Raw genomic sequence first — 22,121 nt, 5'->3', positions numbered from 1 at the left:
CAGCGGCGAATGATGACAGCGAGCACGTGCCCGTGCCACCCCCGAAACCCAGGGTTTTCAGCCCGCCGGAATCTCAGTGGCGGTGGCCGGCGCGGGCGCGTGCCCGGGCGCGGACGATCCAGCTCCACAGCGCGAGCATCACGGCCACCAGCGCGAAGCCGGCCCACGAGAACGCGATGTCGCTGAGCTCGACCTGCGGGAACCATGCCTTGGCCAGGTTGTAGGCGGCCACGGCGTACGAGATGAAGACGATCAGCCAGCCCAGGATGCGCCGCGCCTTGCGCCCGGCCTCGGGCCCTTCGGCGCTGCGGCTGATGCGGCACACGAGGCGGCCGTCGAGCGTGTCGGTGATGACCATGCCGCCGGTGAAGGCGAGGCCCGCCGCCAGCGCCGCCCAGGCGCCGCCGTCGCGGTTGCTCGCCACGTAGCCCCAGGCCGCGGCCTGCGTGGCGGTGTCGAACACGGTGGCGAACAGCACGCCGATGACCACGATGGCCCACGCGCTCGACCGCGTGCGCAGGCCGCTGGGGATCAGGCTCATCTTCCAGCCCATGGGCGCGTAGGCCTCGTTGCGGCTCAGCAGCAGCCGCAGGTTGAGCGTGCCCACCAGCAACAGCAGCGCGGTGGGAATCCACTCGAAGACCTGCACCACCACGGCCGGCGGATCGATGTGCAGCGTGAGGCGGCTCACCACCACCGCGATGGCCGTCACCAGCAGGCCGTGGCCGACCGCGAACAGCGTGCCCACCCAGCCCGCGTGGCGGTGCCTGTGCGACAGCGCGCGCCATGTGAGGCCGTCGATGCAGGCGATGTGATCGGGGTCCAGGCCGTGCCGCAGCCCGAGCACGAACATCAGCAGGAGGCCAGGCAGGGGCGCGATTTCAGCGGTCATGAAGAGCGGGGCGTGGAGAAGCGGCGGGGATCGTACCGCGCGGCAACGGCCGGTGCCGGTCGGTTCCAGATCGGTTCCAGATCGGCTTGGGACCGGCTTCAGATCAGCTTCCGGTCAGTCTTGCGCGGCACGAATCCGCGCGCGCTCAGGCCCACGCCTCCATCACCGCGCTGCGCACGGCCTCGACCGCCACGGGCTTCTTGCCGCCCGCCGGCGCCACCCAGCACAGCCAGGTGTGCGAGCGCCACCCTTTCCAGATCGCCAGCTCGCCGTTGCGCTCGCCCTGCTCCGCGTAGTCGCTGCGCAGCAGGCCCGCGCCCATGCCGCTCGCGACCATGCTGCGGATGGCGCTCTCGCCGTCGGCGGTGCGGCCCTGGCGGTACTCGCGGCCGGCGCCGGCGAACAGCTTGTCCAGGTGCACGCGCAGGATGCACGAGGGCGGCGTGCCGACCCACGGCATCTCGGTGAGCTGCTCGATCGACAGGTCGGGCTGCGCCTGCGCCACCGCCAGCGGCAGCGTCACGACCAGGTCCACCGGGCTCAGCCGGACCATCTCCAGCCCGTCGATCTGCGGGCTGTCGCTGAGCACGTAGGCGCAATCGAGCTCGCCGCGCTGCACGGCCGCGAGCGTCTCGAAAGACAGCCCCTGCCTGAGCTGCAGCGTGACCTGCGGATGGCGCTCGGCCAGCGCCACCAGCACCTCGCCCAGCCGCAGCGCGACCGGGTCGACCACGGTGCCGAAGCGCACCACGCCCTGCGCCGCGCCGCGCAGCTGCTCGGCGGCCGAGCGCATGCGCGTGGCCGAGTCGAGCGTGCGTTCGGCCTCCTCGAGCAGGCTGACGCCGGCTTCGGTGAGCGACATGCCGCGCGGCGTGCGCTCGAACAGCTTCACGCCCAGCTCGTCTTCCAGCGCCTTGAGCTGCGCGCTGACCGCGGGCGCGCTGGTGAACACGCGCTCGGCGGCGCGGGTCAGGCTGCCTTCGCGGGCGATGGCCACGAAGGTCTTGAGTTGGTAGAGCTCCATGGCACGGATTGTGGGCTTGCGGGGCATGGCGGTCTGTTCGCTTTTTTGGAGACCCCCGTCCAAAGAAGCGAATGGCATTCGGGGGCGCCAACCCCGATTCTTGGGGCATCGATCGACCGGCCCGTCCACCCCATTCCCAGAGGTTTCTCCATGCTTCCCATGTCCCCTCGCCATCGCCTGCCCGGCATTGCCGCGCTGCTGCTCGCCACCTCCGGGTGGGGCTCCCTGTTCCTCGTGAGCAAGGGCGTGCTCCACCATGTCGAACCCGTGTGGTTCACGCTGATCCGCTACAGCCTGTCGGCGCTGCTGTTCGTGCTGCTGGTGCTGCCGCGCGGCGCGGCGCCCTGGCGCAAGCTGCGCCGGCATGCGGGACCGCTGGCGTTGCGCGGCGCCGCCGGCTTCGGCGTGTTCAGCGTGATGCTGCTGGTCGGCCTGGCGCACTCGGTGCCCTCGCACGGCGCGGTGATCATCGCCACCACGCCCATGACCACGCAGCTGGTGCGCTGGGCGCTCGACGGCGTGCGCCCCTCGCGTGCCGCGCTGCTCACCACGGCGCTGGCGCTGCTGGGCGTGGCGACCGTCTCGGGCTTGCTGTTCGGCCATGGCACCTCGGCCGGCTCCACGCTGTTCGGCGACGCCATCGCCTTCGCCGGCACGCTGGGCTGGGTCTGGTACACGCGGGGCACCACGCGCTTTCCGGAGCTCGACGTGATCGAGTACACCGCGCTCACGGTGCTGGCCTCGTGGCCGGTGCTGCTGGCCGCGGCCGTCGGCGCCACCTGGCTCGGCTGGTCGGCGGCGCCCAGCCTGGAGGGCCTGCGGCTGTCGTGGCAGGCGCTGCTCTTCGTGGGCGTGGTGCCTTCGGCCATCTCGGTGCTGGCCTTCAACTACGGCGTGCGCGCGCTCGGCGCGGTCACGGGCACGGCGTTTTTGAACTTCGTGCCGGTGTCGGCCTTGCTGATGAGCGCGGCGCTGGGCAGGATGCCCACGGCGAACGAAGCGGCGGGCATGGCGATGGTGGTGGCGGCGCTGCTGATCCATACCGCCCTGAACCGAAAGGCCAACGCATCGCCCGCGGCAAGGATCGCGCGGACCCCGCAGAATCCGCGCAACTACAGCACCTGCGGAGCGACCCCCTCATGAGCAACGACACCGGCCTGTCTTCTTCCGAGCCCAGGCCCAGGCCCCGCCTGTTCGAGCCGCTGCAGATCGGCGGGCTGCGCATCGACAACCGCATCGTGATCGCGCCGATGTGCCAGTACTCCGCCACCGAGGGCACGCCGGGCGACTGGCACATGATCCACCTCGGCCACCTGGCGCTGTCGGGCGCGGGCTTGCTGATCATCGAGGCGACGGCGGTGGAGGCCGAGGGCCGCATCTCGCCCGGCGACCTGGGCCTGTATTCCGACGAGAACGAGCAAGGCCTGGCGCGCGTGCTGCAGGCGATGCGGGCGCATTCGCCGATCAAGATTGCGATGCAGCTCGGCCATGCGGGGCGCAAGGCGTCGAGCCGCGCGCCGTGGCAGGGCGGCAAGCAGATCCGCCCCGACGAGCCCACCGGCTGGAAGGCGTACGCGCCCTCGGCCGTGCCGCACGCACCCGGCGAAGACGTGCCGATCGCGCTCGACGCGGCAGGCCTGGCCCGTGTGCGCGACGCCTTCGTGGCGGCGGCCCGGCGCGCGGCGCGGCTGGGCCTGGACGGCCTGGAGATCCACGCGGCGCACGGCTACCTGCTGCACCAGTTCCTGTCGCCCATTGCCAACCACCGCACCGACGCCTGCGGCGGCAGCCTGGAGAACCGCATGCGTTTTCCGCTCGAGGTGTTCGACGCGGTGCGCGCCGAGTTCCCGGCCGACCGGCCCGTGTGGGTGCGCGTGTCGGCCAGCGACTGGGTGCCGGGCGGCTGGGACCTCGACGGCACCGTGGCGTTCTCGCAGGCGCTCAAGGCGCGCGGCTGCGCGGCGATTCATGTGTCCAGCGGCGGCGTGTCGCCGCAGCAGGCGATCACGCTGGGCGCGGGCTACCAGGTGCCGTTCGCGGAGCGCGTGAAGGCCGAGGTCGGCCTGCCGACCATCGCGGTGGGCCTCATCACCGAGCCGCGGCATGCCGAAGCCATCGTTGCCGACGGGCAGGCCGACGCGGTGTCGCTGGCCCGCGCGATGCTCTACGACCCGCGCTGGCCGTGGCATGCCGCGGCCGAACTGGGCGCGCACGTGAACGCGCCCGAGCAGTACTGGCGCTCGCAGCCGCGCGAGTTCAAGGACCTGTTCGAGAACGCGAGCTTCGGCGCGCGCTGACCCCGGGGCGCGGCGCCGCGCGCGCCGCCCCGCCTGCGGACATTGCCCTTAACATCCCGGCCGGCGCCGCATGCCTGCCGGGATGCGCGCATGTCCCGAACTCCTTCCCACGCGCATGAAACCACCCACCGCCGCCCCGAACGCCACGCCGCTGGAAGCCCTGGGCATGGTGGCCCTGTGCTTCGGCTGGTTCATCGCCGGCTCGCTGTGGTCGGTCAGCGCGGGCTTCAGGAACGGCACGATCAGCGACGCGTCGCTGATCGGCCTCGTGGGCTTCGAACTGTTCGTGGGGCCGATCGCCCTGCTGATCCTGCGCAGCCGCGGCCATGCGATGCGCGACCTGCTGCCGTCGTCGTCATGGCGGGGCTGCGGCGTGGGTGCGTTGCTGTACATCGCATGCATCCTGGCCAGCGCTGTCGCGCTGTCGCCGTTCGCGGCCGACGCGGCGCAACCGATCAACCGCATGATGGAAGCGGCCCGCCCCTCGCTGGCGGTGGTCGTTGCGATGTCGGTGGTCAACGGGCTGTACGAAGAGGTCTTTCTGCTGGGCTACCTGCAGAAGGGATTTCGCCACTGCGGCGCTTCGTTCGCGCTGGGGCTGAGCCTGCTGGTGCGGGTGCTGTACCACCTGTACCAGGGGCCGCACGGCGCGCTGTCCGTGGCGGTGATCGGGCTGGTGTTCGGCGCGTTCTACCTTCGCACCGGCTGGCTCTGGCCCGTGGTGTTCGCGCACATGCTCGCGGACACGATTCCGTTTCTCTGAACGCGCACGGGTCGCCGGGCCCGAGCGCGTCACCGGCCACTCAGGGCGCCAGCTCCCGATAGAAGAAGGTGGTGGCGCACGGCTCTCCGTGCGGCAGCAGCGCGAAGCCGGGAATGCTGCCCACGCGCGTCCAGCCCACGCGCGCATAGAGCCGTTCGGCCTCCGCGCTCGAGGTGTCGAGCACCAGCAGCGTCTTGCCGTGTTCGCGCGCGGCCGCTTCGGCCGCCTGCATCAGCAGCGCGCCGATGCCACGGCGCCGCGCGCGGCGGTGCACGAGCATCTTGGCGACTTCGGCGCGGTGCGGCTGGTTCTCGGGCTGGGCCAGCACCACCTGCACGGTGCCCACGATGCCTTCGGCGTCCTCGGCCACGAGCAATGCGCGCTCACCGCTCGCCGCGCCCTCGGCCACGTGGCGCCAGAAGGCGATCGCACGCTCCGCGGCCAGCGGATGCATGAAGCTCACCGAAGCGCCACCCTCGACGCAGTCGGCCAGCACCTGGGCGAGGCCTTCGATCTCCGCATCGGTCACGGTACGAAGAAGGCGTATGCGTGGGGCATCGTCGGAGATGGTGGTCATGGTGGAGGTGGTGGAGGTGGTGGAGGTGGTGGTCATGTCGTTCATTTCCGCAAAGGCAGCGTCGCGATCACGACGGCGTAGCGCGTGGGTTTGCGCGAGGGGTTGTGGTAACTCATGGGCCGGTCGAGCACCATCGCGAGGCAGTCGCCGGTCTCCAGGCGGTGCTGCTCTTCGCCCAGCGTGATGTCGATGACGCCCTCGAGCACCCACACCTGCTGGTGAATGGCGGGCTCGCGCGCCGCCGTCTCGTAGGCCACGCGGGCCTTGGGCGGGAACAGCACCTCGACGATCTGGATCGGCGACTCGAAGCCGCCGGGCGACACGTTTCTTCGCAGGTAGCCGGAGTGCGGGTCGCGCCACTGCAGCTGGTCGGCCGCGCGGGCCACGGGGTCGGCGGCGGGCGCGGGTTCGTCGAACAGCGAGGCGAGCGACACGCCCAGGCCGGTCGCGAGCTTTTCGAGCAGCACGGCGGTCGGGCTGCTCTCGCCGCGCTCGATCAGCGAGATCATCGAGCGGCTGACGCCGCAGTGCGCGGCCAGCACGTCGAGCGAGAGACCGCGATCGGCACGCAGGTCGCGCACGCGTTGCGCGATGCGGTCGTTCAGGGAGGTGGGTGTTTCTTCTTTCATATTGGATTAAATATCCAATAGAAAGGAATTTTGGTCAAGCCTGGATGCAGTCGGGCGACCTGCTCATGTGCGCAGGCGATGCACTGCTTGTAGATATTTGTTCTGCGATACACGTATCTTTTGAACACATATTCATCGATATAGCGCAGATCATCCAACATATCACCAGCTCGAGCCTTTCCATGAACCCCACCAGCGATGCCCCCCTGCCCTCTTCCTTCGCGCATTTTGCGGACGGACTCGCGGCGCCCTCGGCCCTGCGCGCGGCCATCACCGCCGCCTGCCGCCGCCCCGAGCCGCAGGCGCTGGCGCCGCTGCTCGCGCAGGCCCGCCTGCCGGACGGCCAGGCACAAGCGGCGCATGAACTCGCGCACCGCATCGCCCAGCAGCTGCGCAACCGCAAGAACGCGAGCGGACGCGCCGGGCTCGTGCAGGGGCTGCTGCAGGAATACGCGCTGTCGTCGCAGGAAGGCGTGGCGCTGATGTGCCTGGCCGAAGCGCTGCTGCGCATTCCCGATGCCGAGACGCGCAACGCGCTCATCCGCGACAAGATCGCGCACGGCCAGTGGCAGTCGCATGCGGGGCGCAGCCCGTCGGTGTTCGTCAACGCCGCGACCTGGGGCCTGCTGCTCACGGGCAAGCTGGTGGCCACGCACAGCGAGACCGGCCTGTCGGCCGTGCTCACGCGGCTCATCGGCAAGGGCGGCGAGCCGCTGATCCGCAAGGGCGTGGACATGGCGATGCGCATGATGGGCGAGCAGTTCGTCACCGGCGAGACCATCGCGCAGGCGCTGGGAAACGCGCGCGAACTCGAGGCGCAGGGCTTTCGCTATTCGTACGACATGCTCGGCGAAGCGGCGCTCACCGCCGCCGATGCGAAGCGCTACCGCGTGGCATATGAAGAAGCGATTCACGCCATCGGCAAGGCCTCGGCCGGACGCGGCGTGTACGAAGGGCCGGGCATTTCCATCAAGCTCTCGGCGCTGCACCCGCGCTACAGCCGTGCGCAGCATGCGCGCGTGATGGCCGAGCTGTACCCGGTGCTGCGCGAGCTCACGCTGCTGGCGCAGCAGTACGACATCGGCCTGAACATCGACGCCGAAGAAGCCGACCGGCTCGAGCTGTCGCTCGACCTGCTGGAGCGCCTGTGCTTCGAGCCCGCGCTGGCGGGCTGGAACGGCATCGGCTTCGTGATCCAGGCGTACCAGAAGCGCTGCCCGTTCGTCATCGACTTCGTGGTCGACCTGGCGCGCCGCAGCCGCCACCGCCTCATGGTGCGGCTGGTGAAGGGCGCGTACTGGGACAGCGAGATCAAGCGCGCGCAGGTCGACGGGCTCGACGGCTACCCGGTCTACACGCGCAAGGCCTACACCGACGTGTCTTACCTGGCCTGCGCGCGCCGGCTGCTCGACGCGCCCGAACAGGTGTACCCGCAGTTCGCCACGCACAACGCGCACACGCTGGCCGCCATCTACACGATGGCCGATCCGTCGCGCCATGCGCCGGGGCAGTACGAGTTCCAGTGCCTGCACGGCATGGGCGAGCCGCTGTACGAGCAGGTGGTGGGGCCGCTGGGCCGGCCCTGCCGCATCTACGCGCCGGTGGGCACGCACGAGACGCTGCTGGCCTACCTGGTGCGCCGCCTGCTGGAGAACGGCGCCAACACCTCGTTCGTGAACCGCATCGCCGACCCGACGATTCCGCTCGAAGTGCTGGTCGAAGACCCCGTGGCGACGGTGGAGCGCATGGGCGCGCAGGAAGGCAAAGGCACGCTGGGCCTGCCGCACCCGGCCATTGCGCTGCCCGCCGCGCTGTACGGCGCGCAACGCACCAACTCGCACGGGCTTGACCTGGCGAACGACGACAGCCTGCGTGCGCTGGGCAACGCCTTGCACGAAAGCGCGCACGCCGACTGGCGCGCCTCGCCGCTGCTGGCGCAGGCCGGCGACGGCAACGCCAATTCGAACCCATGGGCCGACGTGCGCAACCCCGCGGACCTGCGCGACATCGTCGGCCGCGTGCAGGAGGCGACGCCGGCCGATGTCGAATCGGCCATCGCCCACGCGCAAGGCGCCGCCGCCGAATGGGCCGCGACACCGCCCGCCGGGCGCGCCGACTTGCTGGAACGCGCGGGCGACCTGCTCGAGGCGCGCATGCCGCAACTGCTCGGCCTGCTGGCGCGCGAGGCCGGCAAGACCTACCCCAACGCTATCGCCGAAGTGCGCGAGGCTGTCGACTTTCTGCGCTTCTACGCGGCGCAGGCGCGCGACGACTTCTCGAACGACACGCACCGCGCGCTCGGCCCGATGGTGTGCATCAGCCCGTGGAATTTTCCGCTGGCGATCTTCACCGGCCAGGTGGCCGCCGCGCTGGCGGCCGGCAACCCGGTGCTGGCCAAGCCCGCCGAGCAGACGCCGCTGGTGGCGGCCGAAGCGGTGCGCGCGCTGTGGGAAGCCGGCGTGCCGCGCGCCGCGGTGCAGCTGCTGCCCGGCCGCGGCGAAACCGTGGGCGCCGCGCTGGTGGCCGATGCGCGCGTGCAGGGCGTGATGTTCACCGGCTCGACGGAGGTGGCGCGCCTGCTGCAGAAGACGCTCTCGCGGCGCCTGGGCGCCGGCGGCGCGCCGGTGCCGCTGATCGCGGAGACCGGCGGGCAGAACGCGATGATCGTCGACTCGTCCGCGCTGGTGGAGCAGGTGGTGATCGACGTGATGTCCTCGGCCTTCGACAGCGCGGGCCAACGCTGCTCGGCCTTGCGCGTGCTGTGCGTGCAGGAGGAAGCGGCCGACCGGCTGGTGGAGATGCTCAAGGGCGCGATGGCCGAGGCCTGCATCGGCAACCCCGCGCGGCTGGCCGTGGACGTGGGCCCGGTGATCGACGCCGAGGCGCGCGACGGCATCGAGCGCCACATCGCGGCCATGCGCGCGAAGGGCCGCAAGGTGTTTCGCCAGGGCCGCGAGTACGCGCACGACACGCGCGAGGGCACCTACGTGATGCCGACGCTCATCGAACTCGACGGCATCGCCGAGCTGCAGCGCGAGGTGTTCGGCCCGGTGCTGCACCTGGTGCGCTACCGCCGCCGCGACCTCGGCGCGCTGGTCGGGCAGATCAACAGCACCGGCTACGGCCTCACGCTGGGCGTGCACACGCGCATCGACGAGACCATCGCGCAGGTGGTGGCGCATGCCAAGGCGGGCAACGTCTATGTGAACCGCAACATCGTCGGCGCGGTGGTGGGCGTGCAGCCCTTCGGCGGCGAAGGCCTGTCGGGCACGGGGCCGAAGGCGGGCGGGCCGCTGTACATGCTGCGCATGCTGTCGAAGCGGCCGGACGACGCGATGGCGCGCGCGGTGGCGAACGATGCGGCCGCGCCGCGCAGCGCCCTGTCGGCGTTGTCGCGCTGGGCAGCGTCGAACGGCCGCGCGGCGCTGGCCGCGCAATGCACGCGCTTCGCCGCGCAGTCGCGCGCGGGCAGTTCGCGCACGCTGGCCGGCCCGACCGGCGAGCGCAACGTCTACACGCTGGTGCCGCGCGACGCGGTGCTGTGCCTGGCCGGCGACGAGGCGGACCGCCTCACGCAGCTGGCCGCGGTGCTGTCGGTGGGCAGCACCGCGATCTGGCCGGCCGATGCGGCGGCGCAGGCCCTGCGCGCCTCGCTGCCGGCGGAGGTGCAGCCATGCGTGGCCGTGGCGAACGACTGGGCGTCGGACACCGTGGTCTTCGACGCCGCGCTGCACCATGGCGACGCGAGCGCGCTTGCGAACGTGATGCAACGCCTGGCGGCGCGGCCGGGGCCGATCGTCGGCGTACGGGCCTTCGCGCCGGGCGATGCCGCCATTCCGCTCGAAAGCCTGGTGGTGGAACGCGCGCTGAGCATCAACACGGCCGCGGCCGGCGGCAACGCGAGCCTGATGACGATCGGCTGAGCGCCGCGCCGATCGTTATTTGTCGAACGCCGGATCGATCGGCACGCGGTAGCCGTTCACGAGCCGGTTGGTCTCGTTGGCCATGCCGACCACGGCCATGAGCTCGGCGAACATCGCGGGTGTCATGCCGGCCTTCTCGGCGCCGGCGTGATGGCTCGCGATGCAGTAGCCACAGTTGTTGGTGACGCTCACCGCGAGGTAGACCATTTCCTTCACCACCGGGTCGAGCGCGCCCGGTGCCATCACTTCCTTCAGGCTGCCCCAGGTGCGCTTGAGCGTGGCCGGGTCGTTGGCGAGGTACTTCCAGAAGTTGTTGACGTCGGGCACGTTGCGCGAGGTCTTGATGTCGTCGAACAGGGCCTTGACGTCGTCGGAGGCGGCGGCGTACTCGATGGGTTGGGGCTTCACGAGGTCTCCTTGGGTGCGATGCGGCCATGCGGCCGGGGAGACCCGATTGTCCGCCGCCCGCCTGCTCAGGCCGCGTCCGCCAGCGGCCGCACCGCCACCGTCCTGCGCCGGGCCGCCAGCGACACCAGCAGCAGCGCGACCGCTTCGCACGCCGCGCCGACGAAGCCGACGCGCTCGATGTGCCCCGACGCCACCGCGAACGAGCCCAGCACCGCGCCCACCGACACGCCCAGGTAGATCGCCGAGCTGTTCAGCGACAGCACCACCGGCGCCAGCGTGGGCGCGCTGCGCACCAGGTTGAGCTGCTGCGCGGGCGGGAACGACCAGCCGACCACGCCCCAGCCCGCGACGACCGCCAGCATGGCGAACGTTGCCACCGGCTGCGGCACCCACATGGCGATCACCGAGACCAGGCAGAACAGCGCGATCACGCCGAGCAGCGCGCGCCGCACCACGCGCACCGGGCCCAGCGCATCGGCGGCGTGGCCGCCCCACAGGTTGCCGATGGCGCTGCCCACGCCGAACAGCATCAGTACCAACGCCACCTGCGTGTCGCCGTAGCCGCTGACCTGCGCCAGCAGCGGCGACAGGTAGGTGTAGATGGCGAAGACGCCGGCCATGCAGGTCGTGGTGGTGAGCAGGCCCAGCAGGATGTCGGGGCGCCGCGCGATCGCGATGCGCTCCTTCAGCGAGACCACGGCCTGCAGCGGCTGCGGCGTGCGCGGCAGGCACAGCCCCACCCATGCGACGGCCGAGAGCGCCGCCACGCCGAGGAAAGTGGCGCGCCACCCGAACAGGTGGCCGACCAGCGTGCCCAGCGGCACGCCCACCACGGTGGCCACGGTGAGGCCGAGGTACACCAGCGCCATGGCGCGGCCGCGCTGCTCGGGCTTGACCGACGAGGCCGCATAGCCGCCCGCGGTGGCCATGAAGAGCCCCGCGCAGGCGGCCAGCAGGATGCGGCCGGCCACGAGCCAGCCGTAGGTGGGCGCAACCGCGGCGGCCACGTTGGCCAGCGCGAAGGCCCCCATGGCCACGCGCAGCACGCGCTCGCGCGGCCATGCGGCCGTGGTCACGGCCAGCAGCGGCGTGGCGACGGCATAGGTGAGCGAGAACGCCGTCACCAGCTGACCGGCGCGCCACAGCGAAACCCCGAGATCCGCCGACAGCGAAGGCAGCAGGCCCGAGACGACGAAGCTCTCGGTGCCGATGGCGAAGGCACCGAGCGTGAGCCAGAAAAGATTGCGGAACATGGCGAGTCGATGAAGTTCAAAGAGCGTTGAACTATCTACCGAACACGCACCGTCGTCAATGCTTGTTCAAAATATATTGAACAACCGGACAAGCGCTGTGGGCAAGGCTTGCTGCGCTATGCTCGCGCGATGGTTCGTGAACTTGACCACCCTCCCGCCGAGCAGATCGGACTCTCCGGCATCTACGACGCGCTGAGCGATCCGGTGCGGCGCGAAATGGTGCTGGCGCTGGCCGAAATGGGCGAGCAGAACTGCTCCAGCTTTCTGGGCCTGGGCTCGAAGACCAACCTGTCGTACCACTTCGCGCGGCTGCGCGGATCGGGCCTCACGCTCACCCGCATGGAAGGCACGTCGCGCTACATGCAGCTGCGCCGTGACGATCTGGCGGCGCGCTTTCCGGGGCTGCTCGATGCGGTGGTTGCGGCGGCGCGCGAAGAGAAGCGTGTGAAGGCCGAGGCCGTGATGCCCGTGGCTGCTGCGAAGAAACGGCCTGCAGCAGCAAAGAAACCCGCCGCGAAAAAGCCCGCCGCAAAGAAGGCCGCACGGCGCGCCTGACGGCAAGGCATGCCCAAGTCCCGGCCTCAATCAGGCGACGCGCCCAACCCGGCATTCGAGTTGCCGCGCGTCGCGCGCGCCGGCATGCGCGAACTCCATCCGCAGGACGGCGCGCTGCTGCTCATGCACTTCGCGTTCCGCGGCCTCGTGGTCAAGGCCGACGCCTTCCTGGCGGAGCAGGGCCTCTCGCGCGTCCACCATCGCCTGCTCTACGCGGTGGCACGCGCCGAGGGCATCTCGATCGGGCAGCTGATCGAACTCCTGGGCGTGACGAAGCAGGCCATGCACCGGCCGCTCAAGTTCCTGCAGGACGAAGGCTACGTCGTGGCCGAGCGCGATGCGAACCAGCACCGCTCGAAGAAGCTGCGGCTGACCGAACTGGGCGCGCGCACCGAGAAGCTGGCCTCGGCGCACGAGCGCGAGGCCATGGAATTGGCGCTGCAGACGGTGTCGGCCAACGAACAGGACGCGTGGCGCAAGGTGATGACCGCGCTGGCCCGCCTGGCCTGACGGCTTGCAACTGCCTGCCGGCGGCGAGCAGCGGGCGCACGGCTCAAGCCGTCTTGATCATCAGCGTGGCCGAGGCGAGCGCGTGCAGCTTGCCGTCCTGCCCGCGGATCTCTGCGTTGCAGACGCCGATGCTGCGCGTCTTCTCGAGCAGGCGGCCGATGGCGACGTAGTCCGTGTCCGCCACCAGGGGGCGCACGTACTTCACGTTGAGGTCCACGGTCGCGTACGGCGTGCTGGCGTCGAGCGCGGAGAACAGCGCCAGCGCGGCGGCGCCGTCGAGGCAGGTCGCGGCGAAACCGCCGTGCACCATGCCAGCCGGGTTGAGGTGGCGCGCGTCGGGCGTGACGGTCATGCGCACTTCGCCTTGCTGCACGCTCGTCAGTTGCATCGGCATCGTGTGCGCGATGCCCGAACGCTCGATGCGCCCGGCCTGCAAGGCCTGGAGCACCTGCAGGCCGCTCATCGCGCGGGCATCGACAGGCGGCGAATTCTCGATAGCATCTTTCATGTCAACATTATTGACATGAAGGCGCGCGCGATGCAAACGACAAGCTGGACGATCCTCCTGAGCCTGAACATCCTGTGGTTCGGGATGGGCGCGTTTCATTTCTCGTGGCGCTCCGAGGCCGCGGCGCGCATGCTCGTTCCACGCGACCAACGGGCGAGTCCGCTGTTCCATACCCTGGGCGGCGCCATCCGCTTCCTGGGTGGGCTCAACCTGGGGTTCATGGTGCTGTGCGCGCTGCTGCTGCTGTTCGCAGGCCTGTTCCCCGACCGCCGTCAGCTGGCGCTGTTCGCCGCGGCGGTGGCCGTGGCGCACGCGAGCCAGTTCGCAGTGAACATTCCGATGATCGGCAAGCGCCGCCGCAACGAGCCGGGTGCGTGGAGCGTGCTCGAGGGGTCGATGCTTTTCATCTTCGCGACGGACTGCGCGCTGATGGTGGCCAACGGCGCGTTCGCTGTGTGGAACGCGCGTTGATTCCAGCCGCAACATCGGCGGACACCGCGGCCGCTAGCCAGTGATGATCGGCTTCAGCGCTTCTATCTCGGCCACCATGAAATCGAAGAAGGCACAGACGCGCGCCGTCTTGCGGATCTCGGGCATCGCAAGGAGCCGCCAGTCCCTGGACAGGGCGGGCACGGGGCCGAATGCCCGGACCAGCTCCGCTTCCGAATCGCCGAGGGCGGTCGGCAAAGGGCCGATGCCTACGCCCGCCTTCACCGACAGCAGAAGGCCGAGCACGCTGTCGTTGCGCGCCACCACGGTCGCGGTCGGTGCCACCTGGCGCAGCCATTGGCTCGCGCGATGGCTGGCCATGTTCTCCTCGAAACCGACCAGCGGATGGCCTGCAAGCTCCTCCACGCACGCGGGCACTCCGTTGCGCTGCGCATAGTCCGCGCTCGCATAGACGGCCCACAACGAATCTCCGACCTTGCGGCCCACCAGCACGTTGTCGTCGGTGTCGCCGGAACGCAGCGCGACGTCGGCCTCGCCGGTGCGCAGGTCGATGTACTTGTCGCTCATCACGAACTCCACGTGCAGGCCCGGATGCAGCGCGTGGAAGCGGTCCAGCAACCCGGAGTTCGTCAGGCGATTGACCAGCGGCTCCGGACAGGTGAGCCGGATGACGCCCGACGCATTGCGCCTCGACACCACAAGCGACTGTTCGAACGCGAGCGCGGCCTGCGCCACCTGTTGGGCCGCTTCGAGCATCTCCACGCCGAAATCGGTCAGGCGATAACCGTTGGTGTGGCGCTGGACGAGCGCGCGTCCGATGTGGCGCTCCAGTGCCGTCAGCCTTCGCTGCACCGTGGACGGATCGACCTGGAGCGCCCGACCCGCAGCCAGCGTGCTGCCGTGCCGTGCCACCGCGACGAAGTACTTCAGGTCGTTCCAGTCGAGCATGGCGCGTTATGCACTATTGCGGCCCCGTTCTGCAAGTTCGCGGCTTGTGAGGGGGAAGGCGCAGGCATAGGCTCGACGCCACCATCACTCGAGGACCGCCCCATGACGACACGTTCTCTGTCCTTGTTCGGCGGACGCCGGCGGCGCTTGATGCTGACGGGTGCGGCGGCTGCGATCCTGAGCCCCGCCGCGTTTGCGCAAACCTCCGCCGCACCGATGCACGAGCGGCTGCGGTTGATCTGCACCGGCCCGGCCGGCAGCGTGCCCGACATCCTGGCGCGGCGATTCGGCGAAGAACTCACCGGCACCTTTGCCCGGCAGGTGGTGATCGACAACCGGCCCGGCGCGTCGGGGCAGATCGCCGTGCGGGCGCTCAGGTCGGCGCCAGCCGATGGCACGACCTGGTTGCTGGCGCAAGGCGCGCTCGCCAGCCTTTATCCGACGTTGTACGAGAAGCTGGGCTATGACCCTGCGCGAGACCTCCGCTCGGTGTCGGTCGCGGCGGAGATGAACCTCGGCGTGGCCGTCGGCCCTGCGGTGCCGGCCGACGTCACCGGCGTGCGCGCGCTGGTCGACTGGATGCGAAGCCACCCGGCCTCCGCCAATGCGGCGTCGCCCGGCGCGGGCACCCTGCCCCACATCCTGGAAGCCATGGTCTTCGACCAACCCGGCTTGAGCTGGCGCCATGTGCCGTACCCCGGGGGGCCGCCTGCCATGGTGGCGCTGCTGGGCGGCCAGGTGGCCGTGCTGGTGCTGCCCGAGGGCCTCCTGCTCGCACAGCTGGCTGGGGGCCGGCTCCGGATGCTGGCTACCTCCGGCAGCGAGCGCAGTCCTTTCTCGCCCTCGGTGCCCACCCTGACGGAACAGGGCTACGCGCGATCGGCGATGCGCGAGTGGTTTGCGTTCTTCCTGCCCGGCGGCGCCTCTGAAGCCAGCGCGAACGAAGCGTCGGAGGCCGTGCGCACCGTGGTCGCACGCGGCGACCTCGCACGGAGTCTGCAGGACGCGGCCATGGTTGCGGCGCACAGCACGCCGGCGCAACTTGCCGCGAGGATCGAGGACGAACGCCGAGCCTGGGCGCCGCTGCTGGTCAGCGCCGGCATTCGGGGCGACTCGTGAGGCGCGGCTGGCCGAAACCCGTCTTGCCTGGTCTTCGACATCGGTGGTGAACAACAGCCGACGAATCGGCCCCGCCGCTCACTCCACCGTCACGCTCTTCGCCAGGTTGCGCGGCTTGTCCACATCGGTGCCGCGCGCGCAGGCCGTGTGGTACGCCAGCAGCTGCAGCGGCACCACGTGCAGGATGGGCGACAGCGCGCCGTAGTGCTCGGGCATGCGGATCACGTGCAGGCCTTCGCTGCTCTTGATCCTGGTGTCGCCGTCGGCCAGCACGTAGAGCACGCCGCCGCGCGCACGCACTTCCTGCAGGTTGCTCTTGAGCTTCTCGAGCAGCGTGTCGTTCGGCGCCACGGCCACCACGGGCATCTCGCTCGTCACCAGCGCCAGCGGGCCGTGCTTGAGCTCGCCGGCGGCATAGGCCTCGGCGTGGATGTAGGTCACTTCCTTGAGCTTGAGCGCGCCTTCGAGCGCGATCGGGTAGTGCAGCCCGCGGCCGAGGAACAGCGCGTTGTCCTTGCGCGCGAAGTCTTCGGCCCAGCCGATGATCTGCGGCTCCAGCGCCAGCACCGACTGCAGCGCCACGGGCAGGTGGCGCATCTCCTTCAGGTAGCGCGCCTCGTCTTCGGCGCTCAGGCGGCCCTTGGCCTGCGCGATGGCCAGCGTCAGCAGGAACAGGCCGGCCAGTTGCGTGGTGAAGGCCTTGGTCGACGCCACGCCGATCTCCACGCCGGCGCGCGTGATGTACGCCAGCTTGCACTCGCGCACCATCGCGCTGGTGGCGACGTTGCAGATGGTCAGTGTCTGTTCCATGCCCAACGAGCGCGCGTGCTTCAGTGCAGCCAGCGTGTCGGCGGTTTCGCCCGACTGGCTGATGGTGACGACCAGCGTCTTGGGGTCGGGCACGGAGTCGCGGTAGCGGTACTCGCTGGCGATCTCGACCTGCGTGGAGATCTTTGCGATGCCCTCGAGCCAGTACTTGGCGGTGCAGCCGCTGTAGTAGCTGGTGCCGCAGGCGAGGATGAGGATCTTGTCGATGTCCTGGAACACGCGGTGCGCGCTCGCACCGGTGGCGCCGTCCTGGCCCACGCCGTCGAACAGCTCGGGCACGATGCCCTCCACGCCTTCGAGCGTGTCGCCGATGGCGCGCGGCTGCTCGAAGATTTCCTTCTGCATGTAGTGGCGGTAGGGGCCGAGCTCGGCCGCGCCGCTGTGCGCATGCACGGTGCGCACCTGGCGGGTCACAGGCTTGTGGTTCTTGTCGACGATCCAGTACTTGCCGGGCTGCAGGTCGACCACGTCGCCTTCCTCGAGATAGATGATCTGGTCGGTCACGCCGGCCAGGGCCATGGCATCGCTGGCCAGGAAGTTCTCCGCGCCGTCCTTGCCCGCGCCGAGGATCAGCGGCGAGCCGGCGCGCGCGCCGATCACGCGCTGCGGCTCGTCGCGGCAGATCACGGCAATGGCGTAGGCGCCGTGCAGCTGCAGCACGGTGGCCTTCACGGCTTCGAACAGATCGCCGTCGTACAGGCTGTCGACCAGGTGGGCGATGACCTCGGTGTCGGTCTGGCTCTCGAACACGTAGCCTTTGGCCTCGAGCGCGGCGCGCAGGGTCTCGTGGTTTTCGATGATGCCGTTGTGCACCAGCGCGACGCGCCCGGGGCGCGCGGCTTGCGCGTCGGCGCCGGGGCCGTGGCTGAAGTGCGGGTGCGCGTTGTGCACGGCGGGCGCGCCGTGCGTGGCCCAGCGCGTGTGGGCGATGCCGGTGAGGCCCTCGACCTTGTCGTCGCGCACCTGCGCCACGAGGTCGGCCACGCGCGAGGTGGTGCGGGCGCGCGTCAGGCCGCCGGCATGCACCGCCACGCCGCACGAGTCATAGCCGCGGTATTCGAGCCGCTGGAGGCCCTGGACCAGGACCGGAACGATGTTGCGATGGGACGCTGCCCCGACGATGCCGCACATGGTGGACTGCCTTTGAATGAAGAAGAGGCTCGATGGTAGGGAGGCAAGGAAGAAATATGTTTTCCAATTTCAATTGATTTCGGACTTTTATTTCTTCATTTCTCTCATTTGGATTTTTCTTCCATAATTTATCCAAATATGGAATCAATCTCCCTGGATTCAATAGACCTGCGGCTGCTCGATGCGCTGCAGCGCGACGCCTCACAGACCAACCAGCGCCTGGCCGCCGACATCGGCATCTCGCCGCCCACCTGCCTGCGCCGCGTGCAGCGCCTGCGCGAGATCGGCCTGATCGAGCGGCAGGTGGCGCTGCTCTCGCCCGACCGCCTGGCCGCGGTGCTGGGCCACGGGCTGCAGGCGGTGGTGGAAATCTCGCTGGACCGGCAGGACGCCGCGTCGCTCGACGCCTTCGAGACCCGCGTGATCGCCGACGACGCGGTGCAGCAATGCTGGCGCGTGTCGCCCGGCCCCGACTTCGTGCTGGTCGTGGCCGCGCGCGACATGCCGGACTACGGCGCGCTCACGCAGCGCCTGTTCACGGCCGATGCGAACGTGCGCAACGTGAAAGCCTTCTTCAGCCTCAAGCGCGCGAAGTTCGAGCCCCGGGTGCCACTGCCACTGCCGTTGGCACCGGGAGCCTGAGAACTTTCAAGAGACCGTCAGGCCTTGGGCTTCTTCTGCGGGCGCTTCCAGTTCGCAAAGCTCACCTGCTTGCCGCGCGCCACGGTCAGCGCGCCGGGTTCAGTCGACTTGTTGATCGTGGAGCCGCCGCCGACGGTGCCGCCCGCGCCGATGGTGATGGGCGCCACCAGCACGCAGTTGCTGCCCACGTGCACGTCGTCGCCGATCACGGTGCGGTGCTTGTTGGCGCCGTCGTAGTTGGCGGTGATGCTGCCCGCGCCGTAGTTCACGCGCTCGCCCACGGTGGCGTCGCCCAGGTAGGCCAGGTGGTTGGCCTTGGCACCGGCGGCCAGCGTCGAGTTCTTCACCTCGACGAAGTTGCCGATGTGCACCTCGGCGCCCAGTTGCGCGCCGGGCCGCAGCCGCGCGAAGGGGCCGATGAGCGCGCCCGCGCCCACCGTCACGCCGGCCTTCTCGCCTTCGATGTGGGTGAACGGGTGGATCACCGCGCCGGCCTCGATGCGCGCGTTGGCAATGACGCAGTTCGCGCCGATGCGCACGCCCTCGCCCAGCGACACCGCGCCTTCGAAGATGCAGTTGACGTCGATCTCGACGTCGGAGCCGCAGTCGAGCGTGCCGCGCAGGTCGAAGCGCGCCGGGTCGGCCAGGCGCACGCCCTGCTCCATCAGCGCGTTCGCCTGGCGCAGCTGCCAGGCGCGTTCGAGCGCCGCGAGCTGGGCCGGGCTGTTGATGCCGGCTACCTGCAGCGCGTCGGTGGTGATGTGCGCGACCACGGGCACGCCGTCGGCCGCCGCCAGCTTCACCACGTCGGTCAGGTAGTACTCGCCCTGCGCGTTCTTGTTGTCGAGCCGCGCGAGCCAGCCCTTGAGCAGGCGCGCGGGCACGGCCATCACGCCGCTGTAGATCTCGCGCATGGCGCGCTGGGCTTCGTTGGCGTCCTTGTGCTCGACGACGGCGGTGACCTCGCCGCCGGCGGTGGTGCGGATCACGCGGCCGTAGCCGCTCGGGTCGTCGAATTCGATGGTCAGCAGCGCGAGGCGCTCGCCCGCGCTGGCGGCGATGAGCGCACGCAGCGTGTCTTCGCCGATGAGCGGCACGTCGCCCGAAAGCACGACCACGGTGCCGTCGTCCGGCAGCAACGGCGCGGCCTGCTGCACCGCGTGGCCGGTGCCGAGCTGCGGCTCCTGGCGCGCGAAACGCAGGTTGGCGCCCGAAACGGCACCGGCCATGGCGGCCTCGACTTCCGCCGCGCCATGCCCCGTCACGACCACCACGTCGCGCGCACCGACGCGCGCGGCGGTGTCGGCCACATGGGCCAGCAATGCGCGGCCGGCCAATCGATGCAACACTTTGGGCCACTTGCTTTTCATGCGCGTGCCCTTGCCGGCCGCCATGATGACGACGTCGACCGGCCCCAGGTTGTCTTGTTGCGGAGTCTGATTCATGCGTTTTTCTTCCCGAATTCGTTGCGCGAGCGTGGCGCGAATTATCGGCGTGCTGCTGCTCGCTGCCGCCCTGGGGGCTTGCAGTGCGATCAAGCTGGCCTACAACAACCTGCCCACCGTGAGCTATTGGTGGCTCGACGGCTACCTGGACTTCGACAGCGCGCAGAACCCGAAGGTGCGCGAGGAGCTCGCGCAGCTGCTGGCCTGGCACCGCCAGAACGAGCTGCCGCGCGTGGCCGCGCTGCTGCAGGAGGCCCAGGCGCTGGCCCCGGGCGAGGTGACGCCGGCGCAGGTCTGCGCCATGGCCGACCGCATCCGCGAGCGGCTGCTGGCGGTGGCCGACCGCGCCGAACCCGCCGGCACCGGCCTGGCCTTGAGCCTGACAGGCGCGCAGCTGTTCCACCTGGAGCGCAAGTACGCCAGGAACAACGCCGAGTACCGCAAGGACTGGCTCGACCGCACACCGGCCCAGGTGCGGGAAAAGCGCTACGACCAGTTCCTGGACCGCACGGAGGATTTCTACGGCCGGCTCACGTCGGAACAGCGCGAGCTGCTGAAGCAGCAGGTCGCGCAGTCGGTGTTCGACCCGAAGCTGGCCGACGCCGAGCGCCGCAAGCGCCAGCAGGAGGCGCTGGTGCTGCTGCGCGGCTTCGTCGCCCGCAAGCCCGCGCCGGCCGAGGCGCAGGCCGCGTTGCACGGCTACATCCAGCGCATTGCCGATCCGCTGCCCGGTGCGTGGCGCGACCAGCAGCAGGCGCTGCTGCAGGAGGGCTGCCGCAACACCGCCGCCCTGCACAACGGCACGAGCGCGAGCCAGCGCGCCCAGGCGGTGCGCCGGCTGCAGGCCTACCAGGACGATTTGCAGGAACTGATGGCAGCGCCCTGAACCCTGAAGGAAGGCCGCGCGCCGACCCTGCCTCAGATCAGCGGCGTGGGACGCATCGGGCGCTCGAAGTAGTCGCCCAGCGTCTCGAGCGCGTGCGGCTCCAGGATGCGCAGCCAGCCGGCGTCGATCTTGTAGAGCCCCTGGCGCTGCAGCCGCCGCAGCGTCTTGTTGGTGTGCACCAGCGACAACCCCAGCGCGTCGGCGATGTGCTGCTGGTTGAACGGAAACTCGACCCAGCCGTCGCGCACCATGCCCACGCGCTCGGCGCGCCGGTACAGGTGCATCAGCAGCATGGCCACGCGCTCGCTGGCATTGCGCCGGCCGGCGGTGACGAGCTGGTCGTCGACCATCTTTTCTTCGCGCGCGGCGAGCCAGGTGATGTCGTAGCCCAGCTTGGGCTGGGCATGGAACAGGCCCCAGAGCCGGTCGCGCGAGAAGGCGCACAGCGTGACGTCGGTGACCGCCTCGACGCCGTGGGTCTGGCCGTCGGCGAACTCGTCCTGCAGGCCGACGAAGTCGCCGGGCAGCAGGAAGCTCAGGATCTGCCGCCGGCCGTCGCTCAGGGTCTTGAAGCGGAAGGCCCAGCCCGCGTAGAGCGTGAACAGCTGGGCGCTGCGCCGGTGCTCCTCGACGATGGCCCCGCCGGCTTCCACGCGGCGGGCGCCGACGCGGAACGACTGGATCGTCTTGAGTTCTTCCTCGGAACAGGGCAGGAACGCATCGAGCCGGCGCAATGCGCACTGGTCGCACGGGTTGACGCCCTGGGGGGGGGGCGCCGCGGCGGGATAGTCCTCGAATTTCACGCTGCACTATAGGCGCTCGGCGTGTGTCTTTTGACATTTCGCGACGTCTGGAGGGTACCTACACTGCGCAGCGTTTTCCCTCCAGACGCATGACAGAACACTCGCTCTACGAAGTCCTTTACTGCAGCACGCTCGCCCAGGACCTGCCCCCGACCACCGTGGGCTCCATCGCTTCCCGGGCGCGCGGGCGCAACGCGGAGCGCGGCATCACCGGCCTCCTGGTGTTCGACGGGCAGCGTTTCTGCCAGCACCTGGAGGGACCGCGCGAGGCGGTCGACGCGCTGATGAGCTCGATCGGCAAGGACCCGCGCCACACCGACATCCGGGTGGTGTACGAGGCCCCGCTGGCGGTGCGCCGCTACACGGGCTTCGGCATGGGCCTGGCCGAGAGCGAGGGGCCCGACCTGATGGCCGGCGTGCACGTGCTCGACGGGCAGGTGGCGCTGCGGCACTTCCTGGCGCTGCTGCCGAGCTTCGACATCAACGGTTGAACTGAGTTGGCCGCGGTGGGCTGCGCAGGCAGCCGCCCG

22 protein-coding genes are annotated in these 22,121 nt (G+C 70.0%); 11 read left to right on the top strand and 11 right to left on the bottom strand.

Going from position 1 to position 22,121, the window contains the following annotated elements; translation table 11 throughout:
* Window positions 1–73: 73 nt before the first annotated feature.
* Both BM004_RS01940 and BM004_RS01935 read right to left on the bottom strand, forming a co-directional pair.
* Entirely contained in the window at window positions 74–892 is an 819-nt protein-coding gene (locus BM004_RS01940; protein WP_093210956.1) for a HoxN/HupN/NixA family nickel/cobalt transporter, read from the bottom strand.
* 145 nt (window positions 893–1,037) lie between these two features.
* Window positions 1,038–1,916, bottom strand: coding sequence for a LysR family transcriptional regulator (locus BM004_RS01935; RefSeq protein WP_093125705.1), 879 nt, complete (start codon window positions 1,914–1,916; stop codon window positions 1,038–1,040).
* 150 nt (window positions 1,917–2,066) lie between these two features.
* On the opposite strand from BM004_RS01935, the gene BM004_RS01930 reads away from it, so the two are divergent.
* The 3 genes from BM004_RS01930 to BM004_RS01920 all read left to right on the top strand — a co-directional run bounded on the left by BM004_RS01930 (window position 2,067) and on the right by BM004_RS01920 (window position 4,976).
* The gene (locus BM004_RS01930; protein WP_256219753.1) at window positions 2,067–3,059 is read left to right on the top strand and encodes a DMT family transporter; all 993 of its coding nucleotides are present in this window, start codon (window positions 2,067–2,069) and stop codon (window positions 3,057–3,059) included.
* Window positions 3,056–4,213: an NADH:flavin oxidoreductase/NADH oxidase gene (locus tag BM004_RS01925; RefSeq protein ID WP_093210954.1), complete on the top strand. Its 1,158-nt coding sequence runs from the start codon at window positions 3,056–3,058 to the stop codon at window positions 4,211–4,213. Before BM004_RS01930 ends, BM004_RS01925 begins: the two co-directional genes overlap by 4 nt.
* 115 nt (window positions 4,214–4,328) lie before the next feature.
* Window positions 4,329–4,976, top strand: coding sequence for a CPBP family intramembrane glutamic endopeptidase (locus BM004_RS01920; protein ID WP_218152665.1), 648 nt, complete (start codon window positions 4,329–4,331; stop codon window positions 4,974–4,976).
* Window positions 4,977–5,016: 40 nt separating this feature from the next.
* Here BM004_RS01920 and BM004_RS01915 read toward each other — a convergent pair whose 3' ends face one another.
* A complete protein-coding gene (locus BM004_RS01915; protein WP_093211955.1) occupies window positions 5,017–5,553 on the bottom strand; it encodes a GNAT family N-acetyltransferase in 537 nt (178 codons plus the stop codon).
* A gap of 41 nt (window positions 5,554–5,594) precedes the next feature.
* Complete coding sequence (locus BM004_RS01910) at window positions 5,595–6,182, bottom strand: helix-turn-helix domain-containing protein (protein WP_093210952.1); 588 nt, start codon at window positions 6,180–6,182, stop codon at window positions 5,595–5,597.
* A 182-nt stretch (window positions 6,183–6,364) separates the two neighbouring features.
* Between BM004_RS01910 and putA the strand changes: the two genes are divergently transcribed.
* Window positions 6,365–10,105 (top strand): trifunctional transcriptional regulator/proline dehydrogenase/L-glutamate gamma-semialdehyde dehydrogenase, encoded by a 3,741-nt coding sequence (gene putA / locus BM004_RS01905; RefSeq protein ID WP_093210950.1) that lies wholly within the window; start codon window positions 6,365–6,367, stop codon window positions 10,103–10,105.
* Window positions 10,106–10,120: 15 nt separating this feature from the next.
* On the opposite strand, the gene BM004_RS01900 is transcribed toward putA, so the two are convergent.
* Window positions 10,121–10,513, bottom strand: a complete 393-nt coding sequence (locus tag BM004_RS01900; RefSeq protein ID WP_093210948.1) for a carboxymuconolactone decarboxylase family protein — start codon at window positions 10,511–10,513, stop codon at window positions 10,121–10,123.
* Between the two features lie 65 nt (window positions 10,514–10,578).
* A complete protein-coding gene (locus BM004_RS01895; RefSeq protein WP_093210946.1) occupies window positions 10,579–11,766 on the bottom strand; it encodes an MFS transporter in 1,188 nt (395 codons plus the stop codon).
* A gap of 129 nt (window positions 11,767–11,895) precedes the next feature.
* Between BM004_RS01895 and BM004_RS01890 the strand changes: the two genes are divergently transcribed.
* Entirely contained in the window at window positions 11,896–12,321 is a 426-nt protein-coding gene (locus BM004_RS01890) for an ArsR/SmtB family transcription factor (protein WP_218152664.1), read from the top strand.
* Between the two features lie 9 nt (window positions 12,322–12,330).
* Entirely contained in the window at window positions 12,331–12,831 is a 501-nt protein-coding gene (locus BM004_RS01885; protein ID WP_093210944.1) for a MarR family winged helix-turn-helix transcriptional regulator, read from the top strand.
* 43 nt (window positions 12,832–12,874) lie between these two features.
* Here BM004_RS01885 and BM004_RS01880 read toward each other — a convergent pair whose 3' ends face one another.
* On the bottom strand, window positions 12,875–13,339 hold the full coding sequence (locus BM004_RS01880; RefSeq protein ID WP_093210942.1) for a PaaI family thioesterase: 465 nt from the start codon (window positions 13,337–13,339) through the stop codon (window positions 12,875–12,877).
* A gap of 30 nt (window positions 13,340–13,369) precedes the next feature.
* Here BM004_RS01880 and BM004_RS01875 point away from each other — a divergent pair, with 30 nt between their 5' ends.
* Window positions 13,370–13,810: a hypothetical protein gene (locus tag BM004_RS01875; protein ID WP_143072396.1), complete on the top strand. Its 441-nt coding sequence runs from the start codon at window positions 13,370–13,372 to the stop codon at window positions 13,808–13,810.
* A 33-nt stretch (window positions 13,811–13,843) separates the two neighbouring features.
* On the opposite strand, the gene BM004_RS01870 is transcribed toward BM004_RS01875, so the two are convergent.
* On the bottom strand, window positions 13,844–14,737 hold the full coding sequence (locus BM004_RS01870; protein WP_093210938.1) for a LysR family transcriptional regulator: 894 nt from the start codon (window positions 14,735–14,737) through the stop codon (window positions 13,844–13,846).
* A 102-nt stretch (window positions 14,738–14,839) separates the two neighbouring features.
* Here BM004_RS01870 and BM004_RS01865 point away from each other — a divergent pair, with 102 nt between their 5' ends.
* Complete coding sequence (locus tag BM004_RS01865; RefSeq protein ID WP_093210936.1) at window positions 14,840–15,856, top strand: tripartite tricarboxylate transporter substrate-binding protein; 1,017 nt, start codon at window positions 14,840–14,842, stop codon at window positions 15,854–15,856.
* Window positions 15,857–15,934: 78 nt separating this feature from the next.
* On the opposite strand, the gene glmS is transcribed toward BM004_RS01865, so the two are convergent.
* Entirely contained in the window at window positions 15,935–17,815 is a 1,881-nt protein-coding gene (gene glmS / locus BM004_RS01860; protein WP_093210934.1) for a glutamine--fructose-6-phosphate transaminase (isomerizing), read from the bottom strand.
* Between the two features lie 138 nt (window positions 17,816–17,953).
* Between glmS and BM004_RS01855 the strand changes: the two genes are divergently transcribed.
* Window positions 17,954–18,457: an Lrp/AsnC family transcriptional regulator gene (locus BM004_RS01855; protein WP_093210932.1), complete on the top strand. Its 504-nt coding sequence runs from the start codon at window positions 17,954–17,956 to the stop codon at window positions 18,455–18,457.
* 17 nt (window positions 18,458–18,474) lie between these two features.
* Here the strand turns inward: BM004_RS01855 and glmU are convergent, their stop codons facing one another.
* Window positions 18,475–19,902: a bifunctional UDP-N-acetylglucosamine diphosphorylase/glucosamine-1-phosphate N-acetyltransferase GlmU gene (glmU, locus tag BM004_RS01850; RefSeq protein ID WP_093210930.1), complete on the bottom strand. Its 1,428-nt coding sequence runs from the start codon at window positions 19,900–19,902 to the stop codon at window positions 18,475–18,477.
* Here glmU and BM004_RS01845 point away from each other — a divergent pair.
* Complete coding sequence (locus BM004_RS01845; RefSeq protein ID WP_256219752.1) at window positions 19,901–20,788, top strand: DUF6279 family lipoprotein; 888 nt, start codon at window positions 19,901–19,903, stop codon at window positions 20,786–20,788. The genes glmU and BM004_RS01845 overlap by 2 nt on opposite strands.
* A 32-nt stretch (window positions 20,789–20,820) precedes the next feature.
* Here the strand turns inward: BM004_RS01845 and BM004_RS01840 are convergent, their stop codons facing one another.
* Complete coding sequence (locus BM004_RS01840) at window positions 20,821–21,591, bottom strand: Crp/Fnr family transcriptional regulator (protein ID WP_177206319.1); 771 nt, start codon at window positions 21,589–21,591, stop codon at window positions 20,821–20,823.
* A gap of 89 nt (window positions 21,592–21,680) precedes the next feature.
* Between BM004_RS01840 and BM004_RS01835 the strand changes: the two genes are divergently transcribed.
* A complete protein-coding gene (locus BM004_RS01835; RefSeq protein WP_093125905.1) occupies window positions 21,681–22,082 on the top strand; it encodes a BLUF domain-containing protein in 402 nt (133 codons plus the stop codon).
* The last annotated feature ends 39 nt before the right edge of the window (window positions 22,083–22,121 follow it).

Origin of the sequence: Variovorax sp. OK212, assembly GCF_900112425.1 — a bacterium.
Classification (GTDB): Bacteria; Pseudomonadota; Gammaproteobacteria; order Burkholderiales; family Burkholderiaceae_C; genus Variovorax.
This window is presented reverse-complemented; position numbering and strand designations above follow the sequence as displayed.